This window comes from Saccharomonospora piscinae, assembly GCF_005862235.1.
GTDB lineage: Bacteria > Actinomycetota > Actinomycetes > Mycobacteriales > Pseudonocardiaceae > Saccharomonospora > Saccharomonospora piscinae.
On the sequence record NZ_VCEK01000001.1, the window covers coordinates 1113038 to 1136164 of the forward strand.

Below are 23127 nucleotides of genomic sequence, written 5' to 3' on the forward strand. Positions count from 1 at the left end.
CTGAGACCGATGCTCCCGCGCTCAGGTTCCGTGAACCTCGTGCCCGCCACCCCGCAACGCCGCCACCGCCCGCTCCAGGTCCGCGTCCTTCACCAGCAGGTGGTCGGTGTCGTAGGTGGACAACGCGAACAGCGACACCCCGGCGGCGGCGAGTTCGCTCGACAGCGCGGCCATGATGCCGGTCAGCGTGAAGTCGAGCGGCCCGCGCACGGTGAGCACCCGCCACCCGGTCTCCACCACCGCGTCCTCCGGCACCCGGTCGGCCGCGCACACCACGGACAACTCGCCGGGGGTCCGGGTCACGGACACGAGTGAGTCGCCGGGTTCGAACAGTCGTGGCGGCACGGACGCACCCGGACCCAGGCGGACGACGGCGTACTCGCCCGGCCTGGTGTCGATCACGAGCTTGCGCACGGCACTCCCGTCAGCCCTCGGCGACCTTCGGGCTCGACGCCACCTCGGTGCCGTCGGGCAACGTCGAGATCGTGAAGTCGGCGAACGCGTTCTCGGCCGCCTTCTGCAACTGCCGCAGGCACTCCACCGCCAGCGCGCGGATCTCCACGTCAGCGTGCTCGGTGGCCCGCATCGCGATGAAGTGACGCCACGCGCGGTAGTTGCCCGAGACGACGATGCGGGTCTCGGTCGCGTTGGGCAGCACGGCCCGCGCGGCCTGGCGAGCCTGCTTGCGACGCAGCGTCGCGCTCGGCGCGTCGGCGAACTTCTCCTCCAGCCCGGCGAGCAGATCGGTGTAGGCGTCGACACTCGCCTGCGTCGCGGCGAGGAACTTCTCGTGCAGCTCCGGGTCCTGCGCGATGACGTCCGGTTCCACGAACGCGGCGTCCCGCTCGGGCACGTAGCGCTGGGAGAGCTGCGAGTAGGAGAAATGGCGGTGCCGGATCAGCTCGTGGGTCAGCGACCGCGAGATGCCGGTGATGTAGAAGGTGGCGCTCGCGTGTTCGAGCACCGACAGGTGGCCGACCTCGATGATGTGGTCGAGGTAGCCCGCGTTGGTCGCCGTCCGCGGATTCGGCTTGGACCACGATTGGTAGCACGCCCGGCCAGCGAACTCCGCGAGCGCCTGCCCCCCGTCCGCGTCGGTGGTCCACGGCACGTCCTCCGGCGGGAAGAACTCCGTCTTCGCGATCAACCGGACCTTCGGTTCCACCGTTTCGGCCACGTCCGACTCCCTCCACTCGTTCGACAGGGGCAGCGTACTTCCGTCGGACCGGGTCCACGCGGGGTACCGACCCGCACTGTGCGATACGCCGCGCGACTGCTGTGTGAGTGCTGCGAGTGCTGCGCTGCCGCGATGACGCCATTCGGCCCCTTGAATGATGTCGCTCATGACGTCACAGTGGTGTCATGGACCTGAACCCCTATCTCGCGACACTGCGAGAAAGCCTGGCCACCACAGCCTCGGCCGGTGACGAGCAGTTGCAGCGCGCCGCCGCCGTCCTGTCGGCGGCCCTGGAACCTGCCGCTCGGCTGACCCTGATGAGCGCGCTGTCCGACCTCGCCGCCGAGGTCACCGCCAACCTGCCCGAGCACGTCGTCGAGGTCCGCCTCGACGGTCGAGACGTCCGCGTCGTCGTGTCGGGAGGCGGGGCGCCGGAACCCCCCGAGGCCCCCGAGGCACCGGGTACTCCTCCCCCGCCGCCTCCGCCGCCCCCCGGCGACTCAGGCGACATCAGCCGCATGACCTTGCGCCTGTTCGAGCAACTGAAGGGCCAGGCCGAGCAGGCCGCGGCGGCGCAGGGCGTGTCCCTCAACACGTTCGTCTCCCAGGCGGTGCAGGGGGCGCTGCAGGGCGGCTCACGCCAGCAGCCTCACCGGCACGGCAGGCGCGGGGGTCACGGGGGGCATGGTGGGCATGGTGGCCACGGCGGCCACGGGGGTGGAGCGCACCTCCACGGTTGGGTCAGGGGGTGACGACGTGCCCGAACAGGACGATGTGGTGCGCAGCCAGACCTTCGACGCGCACGGTCCCGTGGAATTGGACGTCGACCTCACCGCTGGCGCGGTGGACGTGCGCCTGACCGAGACCGACAGCGTGTCGGTGGAGGTCCGGCGCAGGCATTCCGCGACCCCGTCGTGGGCCGAGGGCGCGGCGGGAGTGCTGAACTGGGTCGGCGAGGTGTTCGGCGGCGGACCGGGAGGTGGTCCGGGCGCGGGCGGCGACGCGGTACACGAGGTACGCATCGAGCAGGTCGGTGACCGCGTCGTGGTGCGAGGCCCGAAAGCGCCACCACCCGTGGCCACCGCGCTGGAGGTGACGGTGCGCGCTCCCAGCGGCTCTGCCGTACGGGCCCGCACGCGGCTCGCGTCGGTCACCACGCGGGGCAAGTGCGGCCGGGTCGACATCGTGACCGCCTCCGGTGCCATCACTCTCGACACCGTGTCGGGAAGCGGCTCGACCGCCACGCTGCGCACCAGCAGCGGCGAGATCGACGTCGCCTCGCTCGGTGGTCCGGCCACCGTGTCCGGTGGCAGCGCGGGAGTGCGCATCGGCGTGGTCAGCGACTCGGTCCTCGTCCGCACCACCAGCGGCGAGGTCCGGGTGGGCGAGGCCGTCGACGGTTCCGTCGAGGCCGTGTCGGGCTCGGGTGACATCAGGGTGGGTGTCCGCTCCGGCACCGCCGCCGAGATCGATCTGTCGAGCGGCGGTGGGAGCGTGGACAGCGACCTGGACGTCGCCGACTCCCCGCCCGAGGACACCGTGGGACTGACGGTGCGAGCCCGCAGCGGCGCAGGCGACGTCCTGGTGACGCGCGCGACCTGAGGACGCCGTGTCCTCAGCCCGTGTAGCCGTGTCCGCAGCCTGGGTAGCCGTGTCCGCAACCTGGGTAGCCGTGTCCTCAGCCTGGGTAGCCGTGTCCTCAGCCTGGGTAGCCGTGTCCGCAACCTGGGTAGCCGTGTCCGCAACCTGGGTAGCCGTGTCCTCAGCCTGGGTAGCCGTGTCCGCAACCTGGGTAGCCGTGTCCGCATCGCACGGTGCGGACACGGCTACGGGAACTGCGGACACGGCTACCTAACTTGCGGACACGGCGTCCTTCGCAGGTCGGCCGCCAGGTCACCCCGGTCGCCGACGGCCACCCCCGCGAGGTCGAGCCACGACGCCATGTGGTCCAGTTCGGCGGCCAGCTCGACCGCCACCCTGGCCCGGTCCACGCCGGGTTCGGCGAAGGCTCCCGGCACGCGCAGCACCCCCGCCGCACGGTCAGCCTTGAGGTCGACGCGCGCCACCAGGTGACCGTCGAGCAGGAACGGGAACACGTAGTAGCCGTGGACGCGCTCGCCCTCGGGTACGTAGATCTCGATGCGGTAGCGGAACCCGAACAACCGCTCGGCCCGGTCGCGCGCCCACACGAGCGGATCGAACGGGCACAGCAGCGCGCGGCCCGTCACCCGGCGCGGGGTGCGGGCCTCGACGTGCCGGTAGGCGGGAGCCTGCCACGACGCCACCCGCACCGGCTCGAGCACGCCGTCCTCGACCAGTTCGGCCACGGCACCCCGGCTCACGGCGGGCGCGAGCCGGTAGTAGTCCCTCAGGTCGGGCTCGGTGGCGATCCCGAGTGCGCTCGCGGCGCGCGCTATCAACTCCCGAGCCGCGGTATCCGAATCGACCCTCGTGGCGAGCACCTCGGGCGGCAGCACGCGCTCGGTCAGGTCGTACAACCGCTCGAAGCCGCGCCGGGTGCCGGTGGTCAGCTCCCCGATGCCGAACAGCCACTCGCAGATCTTCTTCACCTCCGAGCGTTCCCACCACGAGCCCGGTGTGCGGGCCGCGGGTCCGGTCAGTGCGCGCTCGATGGCGCCCGCGCCGACGGGCCCGCGTTCCTTCACCACGGCGAGCACGTCGTCCACGAGCGCGGGAGCCGACTCGGCGAGCCTGCCGTAGTGCCGCCACCAGCCCCTCGGTTTGGCTCCCGAGTGCAGCAGCGGCCAGTCCCGCACGGGGACCAGGCTCGCCTCGTGCGCCCAGCTCTCCACCAGCAGTCGCGGGCGTTTGCTGGTGTGCTCCCACGCGGCGGCGTCCACCAGTTCCCTGTCGTAGGCGCCGAGCCGCGCGAACAGCGGCGCGTAGTGGGCGCGCACCGCCACGTTGACCGAGTCGAGCTGCAGTACGTGCAGCCGCGACATGACCCGGCGCAGGTGCCTGCGGGTGGGGCTGCCGGTGGGGCGGGGATCGGCGAAACCCTGCGCTGCGAGGGCCGTTCGCCGGGCGACGTCGAGGCTGACCGTTCTCACGTTCGCGATGATGCCAGTCGGCCCCGACAAACCGGCGCGCGTCACCGGCCCACTACTGTGGCGGCCATGTCGACCGCCGCCGTCCGTCCCGCCACCACCGGCGACGCGTCCGAGATCGCGCGTCTACAGCTCACCACCTGGCGCACGGCCTACGGTGACGCGCTCGGCGGGGACGTCGTCGACGGGCTGGACGCCGACGACGTCGCGGCACGCTGGGCCGACGCCGTCGCGCACCCGGACACCGACGTGCTGGTGGCCACCGAGGGCCGGTTCACGGTCGGCTTCTGCGTCGCCGGTACGGCACCCGAGTCCGAGGTCGCCGCCGCCGACGGCAGTCTGCCCGACGACGCGGCCCGCACGGGGCTGATCGCGTCGCTGGTGGTGGAACCCCGGTGGGGTCGGCGCGGCCACGGTGGCAGGCTGCTCGCCGCCGCGGCGGCCGGGCTGCGCGAGCGCGGCGCCGACCGGGGTATCGCCTGGGTGGTGCAGTCCGACTCGGCGTCCCTGTCCTTCTTCCGGGGCGTCGGCTGGAACCCCGACGGCACCGTGCGCACGCTCGACACCGGACAGCGCACCGTCCGCGAGCTCCGGCTCACCGGCTCGCTGGACCTCCGCGTGGCCGACCCTGCGGCCGAGCCCGCCACCGACTGAACTCCCTCGGCTCAGCCGTCGACCTCGCGGTAGAGCGAGCCGATCTCCTGCCGCGTCAGGGGCCGCAGCGAGCCGGGCCGGGCACCGCCGAGCACGACGTCACCGATGGCCGTGCGCACGAGCTTTCGCACCGGGTGCCCCACCTCGGCCAGCAGCCTGCGGACGATGTGCTTGCGGCCCTCGTGCAGCACGATCTCGACCAGGGTGCGTCCCGGCCGCGCGTCCTTGATGCGGAACTCGTCGGCCCGCACCGGCCCGTCCTCCAGCGAGACACCGGCCCGGAGCCGCTTGCCGAGTCCGCGCGCCACCGTGCCGTCGACCTCGGCGAGGTAGGTCTTGGTGACATGGAACGACGGATGCATCAGCCGGTGTGCCAGGTCGCCGTCGTTGGTCAGCAGCAGCAGTCCCTCGGTGTCCGCGTCGAGGCGGCCCACGTGGAACAGGCGTTCGCGCCGGTCCGCCACGAGGTCGCCCACACAGGGCCTGCCCTGCTCGTCGCTCATGGTGCTGTGGACGCCGCGCGGCTTGTTCAGCGCGAGGTACACGAGGTCGTCGCGTACCTGGACGCGCGTGCCGTCCACGTGGATCACCGCCGTGTCCGGATCGACCCGGCGGCCCAGCTCGCGCACCACGGTGCCGTCCACGCTCACGCGGCCGGCGACGATGAGGTCCTCCGCCGCACGCCGGGACGCGACCCCGGCCTTGGCCAGCACCTTCTGCAGGCGAACTCCCTCGGTGGAGGGGTCAGCTGTCGTCAATCGAATCCACCTCGGGTAGCAACGGAGCGATCGGGGGCAGGTCGGTCAGCGACGACAGCCCCAGCCGTTCCAAAAACAGTTCCGTCGTCACGTACAGCGTGCCACCGGTCTCCGGGTCCGCACCGTTCTCCTCGATGAGACCGCGTGCGAGCAGTGTCCGCACCACGCCGTCGACGTTGACGCCGCGCACGGCCGCGACCCGCGACCGGGTGACCGGCTGCCGATAGGCTATGACGGCCAGGGTTTCGAGGGCCGCCCTGGTCAGCTTCGACCGCTGCCCGTCGAGCAGAAGCTTCTCCACGAACGGCGCGTACGTATCGCGCGTGTAGAGCCGCCAGCCCTCGCCGACCCGCCGCAGCTCCATGCCGCTGCCCCGGTCGGTCAGGTCCAGCGCCATCGTGCGCAACGTCTCGGTGACCCGCTCCACCGGCTGTTCGAGGGCGCCGGCCAGCGACTCCTCGTTCGCGGGCGAGTCCACCACCAGCAGCAACGCCTCCAGGGCCGACCGCAACGCCGCCTCGCCCGTCAGGTCGGGCAGCTCCCGCACCGCCTGCGACTCCGTCGAGTCCGGCTCCGGCGCGTCCGGCTCCGCCACGTTCGCCGCAGCGCCGACGTCGACGTCGCTGTCGACGTCGCTGTCGACCTCCTCGGCAGGGCGATCCGGCTCCGGCAGTGGTGCCGGCACCGGCCCGTCCGCCTGCCGGGTATCGGCGGTTGCCTCCGCGTCGCTGCTCACCCGTACTCCTCGTCGTCCTGCCCGGCCGCGCGGTCGCGTTCGGCGTCGTCGGCGGCCTGCTGCGCGGACCCACCTGCCCACCGCACATGCAGCTCGGCCAGCGCCTCGTCCTGATCGAAGCGCACCGCCGACTCGCGGTAGAGCTCCAGCAGCGCCAGAAACCGCGCCACGACCTCGATGGTGTGCTCACAGTCCTCGACCAGTTCCCCGAACGTGGCACTGCCCTCGGCCGCGAGACGCACCCGCAGGATCGCGGCGTGCTCCCGCACCGACACCCGTCCCATGTGCAGGTGGTCCAGTGACACCGTAGGGGGTGGCTTCGGCCGGAAGACGCCCACCGCCACCTCGGCGAACTTCTCCGGGGTGACGCCGAGCATGACCTCGGGCAGCAGCCCCACGAACCGTTCCTCGATCGACACCGAGCGCGGGTATCGCCGCAGCGCCCCGGCCTCCAGCTCGGCGAACAGAGCCGCCACCTGCTTGTACGCGCGGTACTGGAGTACCCGGGCGAACAGGAGATCGCGCGCCTCCAGCAGCGCGAGGTCGTCCTCGCTCTCCACGTCCGCCGACGGCAGCAGCCGAGCCGCCTTGAGATCGAGCAGCGTGGCCGCGACGACCAGGAACTCGGTGGTCTCGTCGAGGTTCCACTCCGGGCCCAGCGTGCGGGTGTAGGCGATGAAGTCGTCGGTGACCTGGTGCAGAGCGACTTCGGTGACGTCGAGCTGGTGCTGCGAGATGAGCTGCAACAGCAGGTCGAACGGCCCTTCGAAGTTGGCCAGCCGCACCTGGAAGCCCCTGGCCGGCCGCTCGGCGTCGGCCTGCTCGTCGCCGGGAGGAGGCTGCGACGGGGAAGCCTGGTCGGTCATCGGCTCCCGGCGCCCTCGGTCCCACCGCCGCCCTCGCCCCGCAACCGGCGGACGAGCACCGACTCCTCACCATGCTGGTCGAAGTCCGCGAGCAGCACCGCGACCGCCTCCCGCACGATGCGGCCCCGGTCCACCACGAGGTCGTGGGAACCGCGCAACTGAAGCCGGGCGTGTTCCAGGGCGAGCAGTTCGTCGCCCGACACGTAGACCGTGATCTTCGCGTCGTGTTTCTGCCGTCCGGTACCGCGCCGGGGGCCGGTGCCGCCGTCGAGTTGCCTGCCGGGGCCTTCGGTGGTGGCGGGACGCCGGGCGGCAGCGGCGGCGGGTTCGCCCGTGCCGCGCTCGCCCGTGCGGCGGAACAGCTCCGAGGCACCGGGCAGGGACGCTCTCCTGCTCACCGGGCGATCACCTCGCGGGCCAGCGCGCGGTAGGCGGTCGCTCCCGCCGACCGCGGCGCCCACCTGGTGATCGGCTCCCCGGCGACCGTCGTCTCCGGGAACCGCACGGTGCGGTTGATCACCGTGTCGAACACGGTGTCGCCGAATGCCTCCACCACGCGCGCGATGACCTCCTTCGAGTGCAGTGTCCTGGGGTCGAACATGGTGGCGAGGATGCCGGTGATGTCCAGCTTCGGGTTCAGCCGCTCGCGCACCTTCTCGATCGTGTCGATCAACAATGCCACACCGCGCAGGCTGAAGAACTCGCACTCCAGTGGGATGACGACACCGTCGGCCGCCGTCAGCGCGTTCACCGTCAGCAGCCCCAGCGACGGCTGGCAGTCGACCAGCACGTAGTCGTAGCGGTCGATCACGGGGCGCAACACCCGCAGCAGTGTGTGCTCGCGCCCGACCTCCGCGACGAGCTGCACCTCGGCCGCGGACAGGTCGATGTTGCTGGGTAGCAGGTCGACCCGCTCGACGCGGGTCTCGCGGATGACGTCCTCGACGTCGACCGACCGCTCCATGATCACGTTGTAGACGGTCTGGTCCAGCTCGTGCGGCTGGATTCCGAGCCCCACGGACAGCGCGCCCTGCGGGTCGAAGTCCACGAGCAGCACCCGCCGCCCGTACTCGGCCAGAGCCGCGCCCAGGTTGATCGTCGAGGTCGTCTTGCCCACGCCGCCCTTCTGGTTGCACATGGCGACGATCTGGGCCGGTCCGTGGCGGTCGATCGGCGGCGGCTCGGGCAGGTGGCGCACCGGGCGGCCCGTGGGCCCCAGCTTCGGTCCGTCGTCGCCGGTGTCCTTCGCGGCCTTGCCCGACTTGGCGTCCCTGGCGCCCTTCGCGATCCGCACGGTGGTCCGGTCACGCGGGTCCGCGCCGCCCGGTTCGGACTCGGTGGCAGGGTCCGGGCGGTCCGGCAGCCGCCGCGCCGGCTGGGAGAAAGTCGACATGGGGCGAAAGCTCCTTGTTCGCATGGACCGGCGCCAGCGTAGGCCGCACGGACAGCACCGCCAAAGCGGCTCGCCGGTCACGACCGGAGTACTTTCGCCTCGCTCAGCCCAGAGCGCGGGGGTGCGACGTCGCGTACACCTCACGCAGCGTGTTCACGGTGACCAGTGTGTACACCTGCGTCGTGGTGACCGACGCATGGCCCAGCAGCTCCTGCACCACCCGGACGTCGGCGCCGCCTTCCAGCAGGTGCGTGGCGAACGAGTGGCGCAGGGTGTGCGGCGACACCGCCGCGGAGATCCCGGCCCGTTCCGCCGCCGCTTTCAGCACCTGCCAGGCGCCCTGGCGCGACAGCCGCCCGCCCCGCGCGTTGAGGAAGACCGCGCCCGTGCCCCGTCCCTTCGCCGCGAGCGCGGGCCGCGCGCGCACCAGGTAGGCGTCGAGCGCGGCCAGCGCGGGACGGCCTACCGGCACCAGTCGCTGGCGACCGCCCTTGCCGTCGAGGACCACGGTGCGCTCCGCGTGGTCGACGTCGTCGACGTCCAGTCCGGTCGCCTCGGAGATCCGGGCGCCGGTGGAGTACAGCAGTTCCAGGAGGGCACGGTCCCGCAGCGCTCGCGCGTCCTCACCGGCCGGGACGTCGAGCAGGCGCACGACGTCGGGCACGGGCAGCGCCTTGGGCAGCCGCCGGGCCGGGGACGGCGGTCGCACCTCGCGTGCGGGGTCGGTCTCGGTCCAGCCCTCGGCGTGCGCGAACCGGTGCAACCCCCGCACGGCCGACAGCGCCCGCGCGGCCGACGACGGGGCCAGCGGCGGCCGGTCGGCGCCCCCGCGCCGCAGGGCCACCGCGAAGCCGACGACGTGGTCGGGACCGATCTGGCGCACCCCGCTCACCCCGGCGTCCGCGAGGTGGGCCAGGTAACGCCGCAGGTCCCGGGCATAGCCGTCGACCGTGTTTCGCGCCGTGCCCCGCTCCACCACCAGGTGATCCACGTACGCCGCCACGACCTCGCGAAGCTCACGATCACCGGCCTCTGCCACACGCCCACTGTAGGGCAGCGAAGCGGCGCGCCCGGTGATCAACACGGTTCAGGCGTTGAGGACTCCCTCCACGGGCGTCGTGCCCCGGAACGCGTCCCGCAGCGTGTCGACACCGTGTTGCGGGCGGGCGAGCCCCACCAGGTCGTGCCGGTGGTCACGCTTGCCCGCCGTGTCCAGCCGCATGGCCTCGTCCCGGTTCAGCGACAGGCTCTCGTCGGCCTCGCCGTCGCGGTTGAACGACCACATCAGCGTCGCCTCGCCCCGCGGCAGGGCGTCGCCGGGCTCCCCGTCGTGGCGGCCGGTGTGCCAGGTGTGCCACGTCTTGCCGTAGCTGTTCATCAGCTGCTTCATCAGGGCCTTCTCCGCCACGGCGGGCAGCCCGGGGGCCGCGAGCTGGCCCGACAGGACCTCGTAGTTGTGCGGATGCCAGTACCCGCTTTCCGCCTCGTCCAGCGTCTCGAACAACCCGCCCGAGACGATGTACTCGACCCCGATCAGGTTCGCGTCGGCCGTGTTGCCGTCGAAGATCACGCACTGCAGGAAGTCCTCGTTCACGACCCGGCAGTAGTGATGCGCCTCCATCTGCATCGCGGGGTCGTTCTTCGCACAGTGCAGCCCCACCACGTACACGTCGAAGCCCGGCAGGGGGCCACTCGACTGCAGCACGTTGGCACCCTGCTCCAGCACCGCGAGCCAGCCGCTCTTGTCCTGTCCCGCGGGCCGGCGGGGCGCGTGCCTGGGTGGGATCGTCGCGTTCATGCCCGACAGCGTTGACGGACGCGCCCGGCGCGAAACGTCCGATCGGTACCGTTGTCGGCATGAACGGTGGGACGGACACGGACGACCTCCGCATCGGCACGGCCGAACGGGACCTGGCCACGCGCCTGCTGTCCGACCATTTCGCGCAGGGACGGCTGAGCGTCGAGGAGTACGAGGATCGGGCGGGCCGGGCGCTGGCCGCGCGCACGCGCCGGGACGTGCGCCCGCTGTTCGGCGACCTGCCCGCGCCACACCCGCCCTACCTGACCGACGGCGAACCAGGCACCGCTGCCGCCGCGGCGACGACCACGCCCACGCCCGCACCACCGGCGGGAATGGAAGCCGCGGAGGTGTCGGACCGCTCGGCCGTCGCCGCGGGGGTCCTCCAGATCGTGCTGCCCTGCGGCATCGGCCGCTTCTACAGCGGCCATACCCGGCTGGCACTCCTCCAGCTCATCGTCACCGTGCTGACCTTCGGCCTCGGCGCGATCTGGCCGGTGGTCGACGGCATCCTGCTGCTGATCCACGGCGGCACCGACGGCCGGGGCCGCCGCCTGAACTGACCGAGCGGGCCGCTCACCGCTCCCGCGCCGCGAAGCGGGTCGGCCGGTGCCGCCACGGAGCGTCCGGCGACCTGGGTGCGACCTCCTCCCCACCGGTCAGCACGGCGTGTGCCGCGAGCAGCCCGCCCACCGTGGCCCCGTTGACGATCTCGCCGGACAGAGCCATGCGCACGGCCCGCTCCAGCGGGACGGCGTCCACCACCAGGTCTGCCTCCTCCTCGCCGTGGACCTGACGGTCGACCCGCACCAGGTCGCGGGCGAGGAACACCCGCACCACCTCGTCGGTGAAGCCGGGCGAGGCCGCGATGTCCACCAGTGTGTCCCACCGCCGCGCCTCGATGCCCGCCTCCTCGACGAGCTCCCGGCGGGCGGCCGTCACCGCGTCCTCACCGTCGTGGTCGAGCAGTCCCGCGGGCAGCTCCCACAACCGGTCACCGAGCGGGTGGCGGTACTGGTGTACCAGCGTCACCGCGCCCTCGTCGTCCAGTGCGCACACCGCCACCGCACCGAGGTGCTCCACGACCTCCCGGGATGCCGTGCCACCGCCCGGCATCACCACCTCGTCCACCCGCAGCCCCACCACACGTCCGATGTGGACGTCGCGGGAGGCGGTGACGGTGAACTCGTGCCCGCCCGGAGCGGTCACCGCGCGGCCGCCTTCTCGGGCAGCTCCACGGGCAGCCGCTCGGCGGTGCGGTAGGCGACCACCGCACGCACGAACGCGCCGAACAGCGGGTGCGGGCGCGTCGGCCGCGACTTCAGCTCGGGATGCGCCTGCGTGCCCACGAAGAAGGGGTGCTCCTCCTTCGGCAGCTCCACGAACTCCACGAGACGATCGTCCGGTGAGACACCGGAGAACACGAGTCCCGCGTCGGCGAGCCGCTTGCGGTAGGCGTTGTTCACCTCGTAGCGGTGCCGGTGCCGCTCCGAGACCTCCTTGGTCCCGTACGCCTCCGCGACCTGCGAGCCCGCGACGAGCTTGGCCGGGTACGCGCCGAGCCGCATGGTGCCGCCCATGTCGCGTTCCCCCGCGACGACGTCCTTCTGGTCGGTCATCGTGGAGATGACCGGGTTCGGGGTGTTCTCGTCGAACTCGGCGGAGTTGGCGTCGCCGATACCCGCCAGCCCCCGGGCCGCCTCGATCACCATGCACTGCAGGCCGAGGCAGAGCCCGAGCACCGGAATGTCGTGCGTCCGCGCGTAGCGGATGGCGCCGATCTTGCCCTCGATCCCGCGCACACCGAAGCCGCCCGGCACCAGCACACCATCCACATCGGACAAGGCCGCCGCCGCGCCCGACTCGGTCGTGGCCTCGTCGGAGGGCACCCACACGATCTCGACCTTGGCGCGGTGGGCGAACCCGCCCGCCCGCAGTGCCTCCGTCACCGACAGGTAGGCGTCGGGCAGGTCGATGTACTTGCCCACGACCGCCACCCGGACGGTCTCCGTCGGGTTGTGCACGCGGTCGAGCAGGTCGCCCCACACCGTCCAGTCCACGTCCCGGAACGGCAGGCCCAGCCTGCGCACCACGTAGGCGTCGAGCGCCTCCCGGTGCAGCACCTTGGGGATGTCGTAGATCGACGGCGCGTCGGGGCACGCGATGACGGCCTCGTTCTCCACGTCGCACATGAGACCGATCTTGCGCTTCACGTCGTCCGACAGCGGCCGGTCGGCGCGGCACACCAGCGCGTCGGGCTGGATACCGATGTTGCGCAGCGCGGCGACGGAGTGCTGGGTGGGCTTCGTCTTCAACTCGCCGGACGGGGCCAGGTACGGCACGAGCGACACGTGGAGGAAGAAGCAGTTGTCCCGGCCGACGTCGTGGCGGACCTGGCGGCACGCCTCCAGGAACGGCAGCGACTCGATGTCGCCCACCGTGCCGCCGACCTCGGTGATGACCACGTCGGGGGTGGCACCGCTGCCGTCGTCGACGGCCAGCGCCATGACCCGGGACTTGATCTCGTCGGTGATGTGCGGGATCACCTGCACCGTGTCACCCAGGTACTCCCCGCGCCGCTCCTTGGCGATCACGGACGAGTACACCTGGCCGGTCGTGACGTTGGCGGTGCCCGAGAGGTTGCGGTCGAGGAAGCGCTCGTAGTGACCGATGTCGAGGTCGGTCTCCGCGCCGTCCTCGGTGACGAACACCTCGCCGTGCTGGAACGGGTTCATCGTTCCGGGGTCCACGTTGAGGTAGGGGTCGAGCTTCTGCATCGTGACCCGGAGCCCGCGGGCCGTGAGGAGCTGGCCCAGGCTGGAGGCGGTGAGCCCCTTACCCAGGGAGGAGGCAACGCCTCCGGTGACAAAGACGTACTTGGTTGTCCGCGGCTGAAGTCCCACGGGCTTCCACCTTATCGCACCGCCGGACGAACGTGCCCGAAGGCCGCCCGGCGTGGCTCGGGGCGCTGTTGTGGGAGAGTGAGTGCGTGGGCGAGCAGAACACCTGGGCCGCACCGACGGCCGACGGCCCGATCGACGCCGTGGTCCGGGTGCCCGGATCCAAATCGATCACGAACCGCGCGTTCGTCCTGGCCGCGCTGTCCTCGGGCGACACGCTGGTCCGTGATCCGCTGGACTCCCGGGACGCACGGCTGATGCTCTCGGCGCTCGGCCGGCTCGGCGCCGACTCCGAGACGCTGCCGCACGGCGTCCGGCTCCGGCCGCTGACCAGGGGTGACGGTGACGTCACTGTCGCGCTGGGCAACGCGGGTACCGTGGCCCGGTTCACGCCGCCGCTGGCCGCGCTGGGCGCGCGGTCCGTCCACTTCGACGGCGATCCCGCGATCCGGCGCAGGCCGGTCGGGCCGCTGCTGCGGGCGCTCGTCGCGCTCGGCGCGGACATCGACGACGACGGCAGGGGCACGGTCCCGTTCACCGTGCGCGGCCACGGCGGGCTCGCGGGCGGCGACGTGGACATCGACTCGTCGGCGTCGAGCCAGTTCCTCTCGGCGTTGCTGCTGTCGGCCCCGGCGTTCGAACGCGGCGTCACCGTGCGGCTGCGGGGCCGCACGCCCAGCGAGCCGCACATCGCCATGACCCTCGACATGCTGCGCCGCTTCGGTGCGGCCCCCGAGCGCGACGGCGACCGGTTCCACGTCCCGCCCGCGACGCTGTCGCTGGCCGAGTACACGGTGGAACCGGACCTGTCCAGCGCCGCCCCGTTCGTCGTCGCGCCACTGCTCACCGGCGGCACCGTCCGGGTCGAGGGCTGGCCCACCGCCACCACCCAGCCCGGCGACTGGCTGCGCAGCCTCGTCACCGAGCTCGGCGGCAGCGCGGTTCTCTCCGGCGACGGGCTGACCGTCACCGGTACCGGCTCCGTCACCGGGGCCACGCTCGACCTCCACGAGGTCGGTGAGCTCACTCCGGTGGTCGCGGCGCTGCTGTGCTGCGCCGACGGCCCGTCCGAGATCCGGGGAGTCGCGCACCTCAGGGGCCACGAGACCGACCGGCTCGCCGCGCTGGCCACGGAACTGTCCGCGCTGGGCGGCGACGTCACCGAGACCGAGGACGGCCTGCGGATTCGCCCGGCACCGCTGCACGGTGGGGTGTTCCACACCTACGACGACCACCGGCTCGTCATGGCCGGAGCGGTCCTGGCTCTGCGCGTACCGGGCGTGACCGTCGAGAACCCGGCCACGGTCGGCAAGACCTATCCCGGGTTCGTGCCGGACTGGGAGGGCGTGCTGACCGCGCGCTGAGGCGTCCGAACCGGGGACCGTTCAGCCCGACCGCTGCCGCAGCGCGAGTACGGCGGACAGCCTGCCCTCCGGCGTGGCCGCACTCGCCACCCTGGGCGGCTCGGCGCCCGGTTCCCCGTCACCCGGTGAGCCCGGCGAACCCGGACCCGCGAGCACCGCGCCACCGCCCGCCCGGTCCAGTTGCTCCGCGAAACGCGACAGCCACCGCGTCGGCTCCGCGCCCGGCTCCGCACCGGCCAGCACCACGGCCAACTCCGCGGGTTCGACCGCATCGGCGCTACCGCCCGGGCGGTCGGTGAGGAAACCTGCGTGGCGCAGTGCCGCCAGCACGTCCCGACGCTCCTGCTCGGTCGCCTGCTCCTGCCCGCTCGGCGCATCCAGCAACAGCACCGAACCCAGCAGCGCACCGGCGAGCGAACCCGGCTCCCCGCCGACGGGCAGGCGCACTCCGGCGGGTTGCAGCGTGGTCGCGAGGTCGCGAAGCTGGTCGGTCTGCCCGATCCCGGTGAAGTCCGACGTCAGCCGCACCTCACCGGTGACGGTCGAGCCCGCCGCCTCCAACAGGTCTCTCATCGCGGTGCGCGCCGGCTCCGCCACATCCGGTGTGTCGACGAGGACGACGGTGCGACCGGCCAGCGTGCCGTCCACGACGGACGGTGCGACCTCGGTCATGGTCCTCCGCAGCTCGGCCACCCGCTCGCGGACGGCGTCACGCTCGGCCGATACTAGCCGGATTCGGTCGGCCAGTGAGTCGCGATCCGCTGCCAGCGACGACAAAGCGCTGCCGTGCAGGGCCGTCGCACCGATTCCGAGCCCGGCGGCGAACGCGAGCACCACGGCCGCCACCGGCACAAGTCCCCACCGGGGCGACCTCACGAGAACCACCCTGTCACCCAGCCCGCCACCGAGTCCCACAGTTTCGCGGCTTCGTCCACGTAGGCCGACGCGGTGCCGGACAACAGCAACGCCACTACCACGACCGCGAGCGCGCCCAGCACGAGCAGCACCAGCGCCAGGACCGGAACGCGGTGGCGATGCAGGGTCGCCACCGCCCTGCCGTCCACCACCTTCGTCCCCAGCTTCAGCCGGGTGAGGAACGTGGACGGATTGGAGCCGGACCGGCCGCTGTCGAGGAACTCTCTCAGAGTGGCCTGGAACCCCACGGTCACCACCAGGGCCGCCCCATGGGTGTCCGCGAGCAGCAGCGCGAGGTCCTCCGGGTTGGCCGAGGCCGGAAACGTCACGGCACCGATGCCGAGGTCCTGCACCCGCTCCACGCCGGGCGCGTGCCCGTCGGGCTGCGCGGGCACCACCACCTCCGAGGCCGCGCGCACCGTCGCCGCTTCCACCACGCTCGGATCGCCGACCACGATGTCGGGCACGAACCCGAGTTGTTTCATCGTGTCCGCCGCACCCTCCACCCCGACGAGCACGGGACGATGGTGCCGGATGTAGGTGCGCAGGGCCCGCAGGTCCTCGGCGTGCCCAACGCCGGAGGCCACGACCACCACATGCCGGTCGTCCAGCGGCACCCGCAGCTTCGGCACGCCCACCCCGTCGAGGATGAGGCTGCGCTCCCGTCGCAGGAACTCGATGGTGTTCGCCGAGAACGCCTCCAGCTGCGCGGACATCCCGGCCCGCGCCTCCACGATCTGGTCCGCCACGCTCTCGGCGGTCTGCACGATGCCCTTCGCGACCTCGCGGCGTCCCGAGTACACGCTTGCCTCGTGTACCCGGACCTTGCTGCCGTCCCTGACACGATGCAGCAGGTCACCGCCCGCGTGGTCGATCAGCGGAATCTCCGCCTTGAGCAGCACCTCGGGACCGAGATTGGGGTAGCGGCCCGAAATGGAGGGTGCGGCGTTGACGACAGCCGCGACTCCCGCCTTCACGAGCGCGTCGGCGCTCGCGCGGTCGAGGTCCACGTGGTCGATCACCGCGATGTCCCCGGGCCCGACCCGTCTCACCACGTCCCGTATCCGGCGGTCGACCCGCGCGGTGCCGACGACGCCGGGCGGAGCGGGAGTGGACCGGGAGAGCAGACCGGTGAATTTCATGCGCAGGATGGTGACAAATTTCGCTGGCCACCGGTGTCCGCCACGCCGCGACGGCCTCCCGGTTCACCCGGGACGGGCGGCGCCCCCGCTCAGGCGCCCTCTTTCCGGCGCCGACGGGACGGTCTCCGACGGCCCTCCGAACGCCCCCGCCCCGCAGCCTCGGCGATGAACCGCTCGGCCGCACCCAGCAACTCCTCCGCATGGGCCCGGCCGGTCTCGGTGTCGTCGAGCCCGGCGAGCATCCGGGCCAGCTCGGTGACCCGCTCCTCCCGGTCGAGACTGCGCACTCCGCTGCTGGTCACCCCGTCGTCGGTGCCCTTGTCGACCACCAAATGCCGGTCCGCGAACGCCGCCACTTGGGGAAGATGGGTCACCACCAGCACCTGGTGGGTGCGGGCGAGCCGGGCGAGCCTGCGACCGATCTCGACGGCGGCGCGGCCCCCGACCCCGGCGTCCACCTCGTCGAATACAAGCGTGGCCACGGTGTCGGCGTGGGCCAGCACCACCTCCGCCGCGAGCATCACCCGAGACAGTTCGCCGCCCGAGGCCGCCTTGTGTACCGGCAGTGGCTGCGCCTTCGCGTGGGCTCGCAACAGCAGTTCCACGTCGTCGACCCCGTCCGGCCCCGCGGCCAGGACCTGTCCCGCCACGGTGATCGCGGTCGCGTCCTCCGGCGCCGCCTCCCTGCCCCGCACGGTGATCTCGATCGACGCCTGCCCCATCGCGAGCCCCGCCAGCTCCGCGCTGATGCGCTCTCCGAGCTCGGCCGCCGCGGTCGTGCGCGCGGCCGAAAGGTCGGCCGCGTGCCCCGCCACCGCACCGGCGAGCGCGTCGCGCCGCGCCGCCAGTTCGTCGAGTGCCTCCTCCGAGGTGTCCATTCCGGCCAGCCGGGCGCGGGCGTCCTCGGCCCAGGCGAGCACCCCGTCCACGTCGGCCGCGTACTTGCGGGTGAGCTGCTTCAACTCCGCCTGGCGCGCGAGCAGGGTCTCCAGCCGCTGCGGGTCCGCGTCGAGGGTGTCGAGGTAGCTGGTCAGCTCGCTGCCCACCTCCCCGAGCAGTACCGACGCCTCCGCCAGTCGCGGTTCGAACTCCCGCAGGGTGTCGTCGTCGGCTCCGCCGAGCCTGCGCCGCGCCTCGGCGAGCAGGCCGAGTGCCCCCGGCGCGTCGGGATCACCGTCGGCCGCTCCGGTGACCGCGAGCTGCGCTGCCGTCACCGTGTCGCGCAGCTCGTCCGCCGCGGCAAGGCGCTTCACCTGCTCGGTCAGCTCGGTGTCCTCGCCGGGCACCGGGTTCACCGCCTCGATCTCGGTCAGTCCGTGCCGCAGCAGGTCCGCCTGCTGGGCGAGCTCACGTGAGCGCGTGCGCCGCTCGTCCAGCTCCCGCGCCACCGCGAGCCACTCCTGCCGGGCCGCCCGGTATTCGGCGAGCGGCACCGCGACGTCCTCGCCCGCGAAGCGATCGAGGACGGCCCGCTGCTCCACGGGACGCAACAGCCGTAGCTGGTCGTTCTGACCGTGGACCGCCAGCACCTGTTCCGCGAGCTCACCCAGCACCCCGACCGGCACGGACCTGCCTCCCAGGTGTGCCCGGGAACGCCCGTCGGCGGACACCGACCGCGCGGCGATCACGCTGCCGTCCTCGTCGGCGTCCGCGCCCGCATCGGACAGGACTCGCAGCGCCTGCTCCCCGGTCACCCCGGCGAACCGGCCCTCCACGATCGCCTTCGCCGCCCCCGCCCGCACCTTGGTGGCGTCGGACCGCCCGCCCGACAACAGGTGCAGGCCGGTGACGACCATCGTCTTGCCCGCCCCGGTCTCCCCGGTGACCACCGTGAATCCGGGGTGCAGTTCGAGCGCGGCCTCGTCGATGACCCCGAGGCCCTGGATACGCATCTCGGCCAGCACGCCAACCACCGTAGCGGCAACCCGCGACAGCGCGGCGGCCTAGGGCTGCCGGGCGTGCCGTTCCCGCCAGCCAGTGACCGGCAACGAGAACTTGTGGACCAGCCGGTCCGTGAACGGCCCGTCCCACAGCCGCGCCAGGCGCACCGGCACCGTACCGGCGACCACTCGCACGCGAGCGCCCGGTTCGAGGTCGATGTGCCGCAGACCGTCGCAGGTCAGCACCGCGGGGGAACCGTCGGGGTCGACATTCACCGTGATCACGGAGGAGCGGGACACGACGAGCGGGCGCGAGAACATGGCGTGCGCGTTGCTGGGCACCACCAACAGCGCCTCGACGTCGGGCCACACCACCGGACCGCCGGCCGAGAACGCGTACGCGGTGGACCCGGTGGGGGTGGAGCACAGCACCCCGTCGCAGCCGAACGACGAGACCGGCCTGCCGTCGACCTCGATGAGCGCGTCGAGAATCCGCTCGCGGGAGCACTTCTCGACGCTCGCCTCGTTCAGCGCCCACGTGCGCGCCACCACGGTGTCCCCGAGCAGCACCGTGACGTCCACCGTCATCCGTTCCTCGATGCGGTAGCGCCGCGACACCACCCGGTCCACCGTGTCGCCGAGCGCGTGGTAGTCGGCCTCGGTCAGAAAGCCCATCCGCCCGAGATTCACTCCCAGCACCGGTACCCCGGCGGGGCGCGCCAGTTCCGCCGCGCGCAGCAGCGTGCCGTCGCCGCCGAGCACGAGTACCAGCTCCGCGTCCCGCGCCGGGTCGTCCGACGGGGCGATCACCGCGCACGGCAGGACCTCACCGATCGGCTCGACCAGCTTGCGCACCTCGTCGTCCAGCACCCGCAGCCCGATCCCGGCGGTGGCGAGCCGCACCGCGACCTCGCTCGCCGCCTCCCGCGTGGTGTCGCGGTCGGGATGCACGATCAGCAGGACCTCCCGGTGGCCTGGCTCGGTCACGACGGCCCCTTCCTCACCGCGTTGCGCACCATCTCGTCGCGCTGACTGGCCGACTCGTCCGGCTCGACCGGACCGGAGTCCTTGCGCAACCACGCGAAGTACTCCACATTGCCCGAAGGGCCCGGCAGCGGGCTGGCGACCACGCCCGCCGTCCGCAGGCCGCACGCCGCCGCCTCGGCGAGGACGCCGAGCACCGCCTCGGCCCGCAGTCCGGGATCGCGGACGACACCGCCACTGCCGAGCCGTTCCCTGCCGACCTCGAACTGGGGTTTCACCATGGGCAGCAGGTCGGCTCCCTCGGCGGCGCAGGACGCCAGAGCGGGCAGCACCAACCGCAGCGAGATGAACGACAGGTCGGCGACGACGAGGTCCACGGGGCCCCCGATCGCCTCCGCCGTCAGCGATCGGACGTTCGTCCGGTCGAGCACCACGACCCGCTCGTCCGTGCGCAGGCGCCAGTCCAGCAGCCCGCGTCCCACGTCCGCCGCGACGACCGAGGCGGCGCCCTCGCGCAGCAGCACATCGGTGAACCCGCCGGTGGACGCGCCCGCGTCGAGGCACCGGGTGCCCCGCACCACGAGCCCGTGCGGCGTGAACTCCTCCAGCGCTCCCAGCAGTTTGCGGGCCCCGCGTGAGGCCCAGCCGGGGTCGTCCCCGGTGCGCACGACGATCGCGGCGTCGGCTTCCACCCCGGTGGCCGCCTTGGCGGCGACCAGCCCGCGTACGGTCACCCTGCCGTCGGTGATGAGTGTGCTGGCGTGCTCCCGCGATCGGGCCAGACCGCGGCGCACCAGCTCGGCATCGAGTCGAGCCCGTTTCGGCACGGCTACACCTTGTCGATGCTGGACAGGGCCACGGCGAGCGCGGTATGCACGGCGTCGAAACGTTCCACGTGCTCGGCCGGGGTCAGCTCATCGAGGCCGTCGAGCCCGGCGACGGCCTGGTCGATGGCGGCGCGGGCGTCGGCGCCCGCAGGCGCGTGTCCCGGCGGCGGTCCGGGAACCGGCCGCGGTGCCGGATCAGTCTCTGCGTGCACGCCTCAACGCTAACCGATCGCCGTCGTGCGCCGCCGCACCACGCGGACATTCACGTCAGGTCCCAGGAGGCGAGCGCACGCTCCGCGGTGGCATCGCCGGGCCGCACCGACGTGACCTGCTCCGACCACGCCCGGTGACACAGGTGCCGGATCAGGTCGACGGGATCGCCGTCGCCGTCGGAGGTCACCGTCGCGTGCCCCCCGGCGACGGTGATCCGCCAGCCGGGATGCGGACCGATCTCCAGTTCCTCGGGACCGGCGTCGCGGGTCAGCGCGGTCAGATCGGCCGCCAGATAGTCGGGCCGCTCCCCCGGTGCGGCCCGCAGCAGTTGCGTGGCCGTCGCCACGCCCGTGAGCACCACGAGCGAGTGGTGACCCGCCGCCACGGCACCCGCGATATCGGTGTCGAGGCGGTCACCGACGACGAGCGGGCTGCGGGCCTCGGCACCGTCGGCCGCCGTCCGCAACAACGGTGCCTCCGGTTTGCCAGCCACATCGGGGTCCGTACCGGTCGCCGCGCGCAGCGCGGCCACCATCGCCCCGTTTCCGGGCAGCTGCCCGCGCTCGCTGGGCAACGTCGCGTCGACGTTGCACGCCACCCACCACGCACCGGCGCGCACGGCCAGGCAGGCTTCGGCCAGGTCGGCCCAGCAAGTGTCCGGTGAGTGTCCCTGCACCACGGCGGCGATTCCGGGACCGTGTTCGCGCACCGGATGCAGCCCCACCGCGCGCACCTCGGCCACCAGCGACTCCGTGCCCACCACGAGCACCTCGGCCGCCGTGGGCAACCGCTGTCCCAGCAGCGCGGCCGCCGCCTGGGCACTGGTGCTCACCTCGTCGGCGCCCGCCGCGACGCCGACCGAGGCGAGATGCTCGACGACCGCGTCCGGCGACTTCGCGGCGTTGTTGGTCACGAACCGCACCGCTCGTCCCCGGTCGCGGACGTGCGCGACCGCCTCCGCCGCACCCGGGATGGGCCGGTGACCGTGATAGACCGTGCCGTCCAGGTCGAACAGCACGGCGTCATGCCGGTCGAGCAGGGTCGCCACCGTCACTGCGACAGCTCCGCGGCGCGCTCGGCGGCGTCGGTCTCCTCTTCCAGATCGGCTTCGGCGGCGTGCAGGAACCACCGCACGGCCTCGGGTGTACGCCCTGCCGCGACGAGATTGTCGGCGTAGGCGTAGAACAGCCGGTGACTCCACGGTTGGCGGTGGCTCGGGTTCAGGTCAGGGCCCTGCAACGTCACCACGGCCGCATCGAGCTGGCCGAGGTCACGGCGAGCGCCGGCTTCGACGATTTTCAGTTCGATCTCGACGTCCTTCGCGAGCGTGCCCGGCCTGACCTCCTTGGCCAGGTCGAGGGCGCGCTCAGGTCGTCCCATCGCGCGCTCGGCGTCGGCGATGACGGCCACGTGGGTGTCGACACGGGTCATCCGCCGGACCGCGCGCAGCTCCGACAGCGCCTCCGCCCACTCACCCGCGTGGTAGGCGGCCAGCCCGACCGCCTCCCGCACGACGGGAATGCGCGACGCCTGCGACTTCGCGTAACGCGCGTGCGCCAGCGCGAACTGCGGGTCGTGGTCCACGAGCAGACCGGCGGCGGCGAGGTGCTTGCCCACGCGATCCGCCAGGTCCTTCGGCAGGCTCCGCAGTTCCCGGCGCGCCTCCGCGTCGAGATTCGAGATCTCGGCGGACGCGGGCAGGTCCGGAGCCGGCACCCTGCGAGTGCTGGGAGCGTCCTCGCGGCGGGGAGCACGGTCGTCTCGCTCGGGCCGGGGACGGCCGCGGTCCGACTGCCTGCCCCGGTTGTCGCGGCGGTCCCGGTCGGGGCGCCGCTGCGTGCGGTCACCGCGCCGGTCGTCCCGGTTGCGGTCGCCGCTCCGGCCGCCCGCGCCCGTGCGCCGCTCGTCCCTGTCCCGGCCCTCACGGCGCCGGTCGTCCTGCCGCCGGTCGCCACGGCGCTCGCCCCGGCGGTCGTCGCGCCCGCGGCCGTCGCGCCGATCGTCCCGTCGACGATCATCGCGCTCGGAGCCCGGCCTCGCGCCGCGGCCCCGCGTGTCGTCACGCGACCGCCGGTCCGTGCCGCTTTTGTCCCGATGACCGCTGTGACCGCCGCGACCACCGGCGTGACCGGCCGAGCCCCGCCGCTCGCCGGAGCGCTTGTCGTCCCTGCGCGGGCCGCCCTGGCCCCGACGGTTCGGCCGCGCGGACCCACCGCCGTCGCCTGCGTCGCGCCGACCGTTCTCGGACACCTGTTCTCCTACCCGCATCCCGTGCCGCCGCCGTGGAAGCTCTACGTACCACTATGGACCTGGACACACCGAAAGGCCCGTCAGTGTTGGCCAGCGGACCAACCCTGACGGGCCTCGGTGTGTTGTTGTTCGGCGGTGTCCTACTCTCCCACACCCCTTCGGGTGCAGTACCATCGGCGCTGGTGGGCTTAGCTTCCGGGTT

Annotated in this window: 25 protein-coding genes and 1 rRNA gene; 5 read left to right on the forward strand and 21 right to left on the reverse strand. The window is 72.7% G+C overall.

What is annotated here, in order from left to right:
• Nucleotides 1-21: 21 nt before the first annotated feature.
• Together FFT09_RS05365 and thyX are read right to left on the reverse strand one after the other, a co-directional pair.
• Nucleotides 22-414 (reverse strand): ACT domain-containing protein, encoded by a 393-nt coding sequence (locus tag FFT09_RS05365; RefSeq protein WP_138381971.1) that lies wholly within the window; start codon nucleotides 412-414, stop codon nucleotides 22-24.
• A 10-nt stretch (nucleotides 415-424) separates the two neighbouring features.
• Nucleotides 425-1177 (reverse strand): FAD-dependent thymidylate synthase, encoded by a 753-nt coding sequence (gene thyX / locus FFT09_RS05370; protein WP_024874656.1) that lies wholly within the window; start codon nucleotides 1175-1177, stop codon nucleotides 425-427.
• A 185-nt stretch (nucleotides 1178-1362) separates the two neighbouring features.
• Here thyX and FFT09_RS05375 point away from each other — a divergent pair, with 185 nt between their 5' ends.
• On the forward strand, nucleotides 1363-1929 hold the full coding sequence (locus FFT09_RS05375) for a toxin-antitoxin system HicB family antitoxin (RefSeq protein ID WP_081190982.1): 567 nt from the start codon (nucleotides 1363-1365) through the stop codon (nucleotides 1927-1929).
• A gap of 4 nt (nucleotides 1930-1933) precedes the next feature.
• Complete coding sequence (locus tag FFT09_RS05380) at nucleotides 1934-2779, forward strand: DUF4097 family beta strand repeat-containing protein (RefSeq protein ID WP_138381972.1); 846 nt, start codon at nucleotides 1934-1936, stop codon at nucleotides 2777-2779.
• Nucleotides 2780-3024: 245 nt separating this feature from the next.
• On the opposite strand, the gene FFT09_RS05385 is transcribed toward FFT09_RS05380, so the two are convergent.
• Nucleotides 3025-4248, reverse strand: coding sequence for a winged helix-turn-helix domain-containing protein (locus FFT09_RS05385; protein ID WP_138381973.1), 1224 nt, complete (start codon nucleotides 4246-4248; stop codon nucleotides 3025-3027).
• 66 nt (nucleotides 4249-4314) lie between these two features.
• Between FFT09_RS05385 and FFT09_RS05390 the strand changes: the two genes are divergently transcribed.
• Nucleotides 4315-4899 carry a GNAT family N-acetyltransferase gene (locus tag FFT09_RS05390; RefSeq protein ID WP_138381974.1) on the forward strand — a complete coding sequence of 195 codons (585 nt, stop codon included), beginning with the start codon at nucleotides 4315-4317 and terminating at the stop codon, nucleotides 4897-4899.
• Between the two features lie 11 nt (nucleotides 4900-4910).
• Here FFT09_RS05390 and FFT09_RS05395 read toward each other — a convergent pair whose 3' ends face one another.
• From FFT09_RS05395 to FFT09_RS05425, 7 genes are all read right to left on the reverse strand, one after another.
• The gene (locus tag FFT09_RS05395) at nucleotides 4911-5657 is read right to left on the reverse strand and encodes a pseudouridine synthase (RefSeq protein WP_024874663.1); all 747 of its coding nucleotides are present in this window, start codon (nucleotides 5655-5657) and stop codon (nucleotides 4911-4913) included.
• Nucleotides 5644-6393, reverse strand: coding sequence for an SMC-Scp complex subunit ScpB (gene scpB, locus FFT09_RS05400; protein WP_244231215.1), 750 nt, complete (start codon nucleotides 6391-6393; stop codon nucleotides 5644-5646). The genes FFT09_RS05395 and scpB overlap by 14 nt, the downstream gene beginning before the upstream one ends.
• Entirely contained in the window at nucleotides 6390-7259 is an 870-nt protein-coding gene (locus FFT09_RS05405; protein ID WP_081190984.1) for a segregation and condensation protein A, read from the reverse strand. The genes scpB and FFT09_RS05405 overlap by 4 nt, the downstream gene beginning before the upstream one ends.
• Nucleotides 7256-7657, reverse strand: a complete 402-nt coding sequence (locus tag FFT09_RS05410) for a hypothetical protein (protein ID WP_024874666.1) — start codon at nucleotides 7655-7657, stop codon at nucleotides 7256-7258. The genes FFT09_RS05405 and FFT09_RS05410 overlap by 4 nt, the downstream gene beginning before the upstream one ends.
• Nucleotides 7654-8652, reverse strand: a complete 999-nt coding sequence (locus FFT09_RS05415) for a ParA family protein (RefSeq protein WP_081190985.1) — start codon at nucleotides 8650-8652, stop codon at nucleotides 7654-7656. The genes FFT09_RS05410 and FFT09_RS05415 overlap by 4 nt, the downstream gene beginning before the upstream one ends.
• A 103-nt stretch (nucleotides 8653-8755) precedes the next feature.
• Nucleotides 8756-9691, reverse strand: a complete 936-nt coding sequence (xerD, locus tag FFT09_RS05420) for a site-specific tyrosine recombinase XerD (protein WP_081191048.1) — start codon at nucleotides 9689-9691, stop codon at nucleotides 8756-8758.
• Between the two features lie 48 nt (nucleotides 9692-9739).
• Complete coding sequence (locus tag FFT09_RS05425; RefSeq protein WP_081190986.1) at nucleotides 9740-10450, reverse strand: OBAP family protein; 711 nt, start codon at nucleotides 10448-10450, stop codon at nucleotides 9740-9742.
• Between the two features lie 59 nt (nucleotides 10451-10509).
• Here FFT09_RS05425 and FFT09_RS05430 point away from each other — a divergent pair, with 59 nt between their 5' ends.
• The gene (locus FFT09_RS05430; protein ID WP_081190987.1) at nucleotides 10510-11013 is read left to right on the forward strand and encodes a DUF1707 domain-containing protein; all 504 of its coding nucleotides are present in this window, start codon (nucleotides 10510-10512) and stop codon (nucleotides 11011-11013) included.
• Nucleotides 11014-11026: 13 nt separating this feature from the next.
• Here FFT09_RS05430 and FFT09_RS05435 read toward each other — a convergent pair whose 3' ends face one another.
• Nucleotides 11027-11659 (reverse strand): NUDIX domain-containing protein, encoded by a 633-nt coding sequence (locus FFT09_RS05435; RefSeq protein ID WP_081190988.1) that lies wholly within the window; start codon nucleotides 11657-11659, stop codon nucleotides 11027-11029.
• Entirely contained in the window at nucleotides 11656-13353 is a 1698-nt protein-coding gene (locus FFT09_RS05440; RefSeq protein ID WP_081190989.1) for a CTP synthase, read from the reverse strand. The genes FFT09_RS05435 and FFT09_RS05440 overlap by 4 nt, the downstream gene beginning before the upstream one ends.
• An 86-nt stretch (nucleotides 13354-13439) precedes the next feature.
• Between FFT09_RS05440 and aroA the strand changes: the two genes are divergently transcribed.
• Nucleotides 13440-14714 carry a 3-phosphoshikimate 1-carboxyvinyltransferase gene (gene aroA / locus FFT09_RS05445; RefSeq protein WP_138381975.1) on the forward strand — a complete coding sequence of 425 codons (1275 nt, stop codon included), beginning with the start codon at nucleotides 13440-13442 and terminating at the stop codon, nucleotides 14712-14714.
• A 21-nt stretch (nucleotides 14715-14735) separates the two neighbouring features.
• Here aroA and FFT09_RS05450 read toward each other — a convergent pair whose 3' ends face one another.
• From FFT09_RS05450 to rrf, 9 genes are all read right to left on the reverse strand, one after another.
• Nucleotides 14736-15590: a copper transporter gene (locus FFT09_RS05450; protein ID WP_167305334.1), complete on the reverse strand. Its 855-nt coding sequence runs from the start codon at nucleotides 15588-15590 to the stop codon at nucleotides 14736-14738.
• A complete protein-coding gene (steA, locus tag FFT09_RS05455; protein ID WP_081190991.1) occupies nucleotides 15587-16771 on the reverse strand; it encodes a putative cytokinetic ring protein SteA in 1185 nt (394 codons plus the stop codon). The genes FFT09_RS05450 and steA overlap by 4 nt, the downstream gene beginning before the upstream one ends.
• Nucleotides 16772-16860: 89 nt before the next feature.
• Nucleotides 16861-18675 carry a DNA repair protein RecN gene (gene recN / locus FFT09_RS05460; RefSeq protein WP_138381977.1) on the reverse strand — a complete coding sequence of 605 codons (1815 nt, stop codon included), beginning with the start codon at nucleotides 18673-18675 and terminating at the stop codon, nucleotides 16861-16863.
• Nucleotides 18676-18714: 39 nt separating this feature from the next.
• Nucleotides 18715-19638 (reverse strand): NAD kinase, encoded by a 924-nt coding sequence (locus tag FFT09_RS05465; RefSeq protein ID WP_024874677.1) that lies wholly within the window; start codon nucleotides 19636-19638, stop codon nucleotides 18715-18717.
• Complete coding sequence (locus FFT09_RS05470; RefSeq protein WP_081190993.1) at nucleotides 19635-20462, reverse strand: TlyA family RNA methyltransferase; 828 nt, start codon at nucleotides 20460-20462, stop codon at nucleotides 19635-19637. Before FFT09_RS05470 ends, FFT09_RS05465 begins: the two co-directional genes overlap by 4 nt.
• A gap of 2 nt (nucleotides 20463-20464) precedes the next feature.
• Nucleotides 20465-20674, reverse strand: a complete 210-nt coding sequence (locus tag FFT09_RS05475) for a hypothetical protein (RefSeq protein ID WP_081190994.1) — start codon at nucleotides 20672-20674, stop codon at nucleotides 20465-20467.
• 50 nt (nucleotides 20675-20724) lie between these two features.
• Entirely contained in the window at nucleotides 20725-21729 is a 1005-nt protein-coding gene (locus FFT09_RS05480) for an HAD-IIA family hydrolase (RefSeq protein ID WP_244231216.1), read from the reverse strand.
• Nucleotides 21726-22925: a tetratricopeptide repeat protein gene (locus tag FFT09_RS23210; protein ID WP_244231217.1), complete on the reverse strand. Its 1200-nt coding sequence runs from the start codon at nucleotides 22923-22925 to the stop codon at nucleotides 21726-21728. Before FFT09_RS23210 ends, FFT09_RS05480 begins: the two co-directional genes overlap by 4 nt.
• 127 nt (nucleotides 22926-23052) lie before the next feature.
• Nucleotides 23053-23127 (reverse strand): 5S ribosomal RNA (rrf, locus tag FFT09_RS23510); the annotation flags it as partial.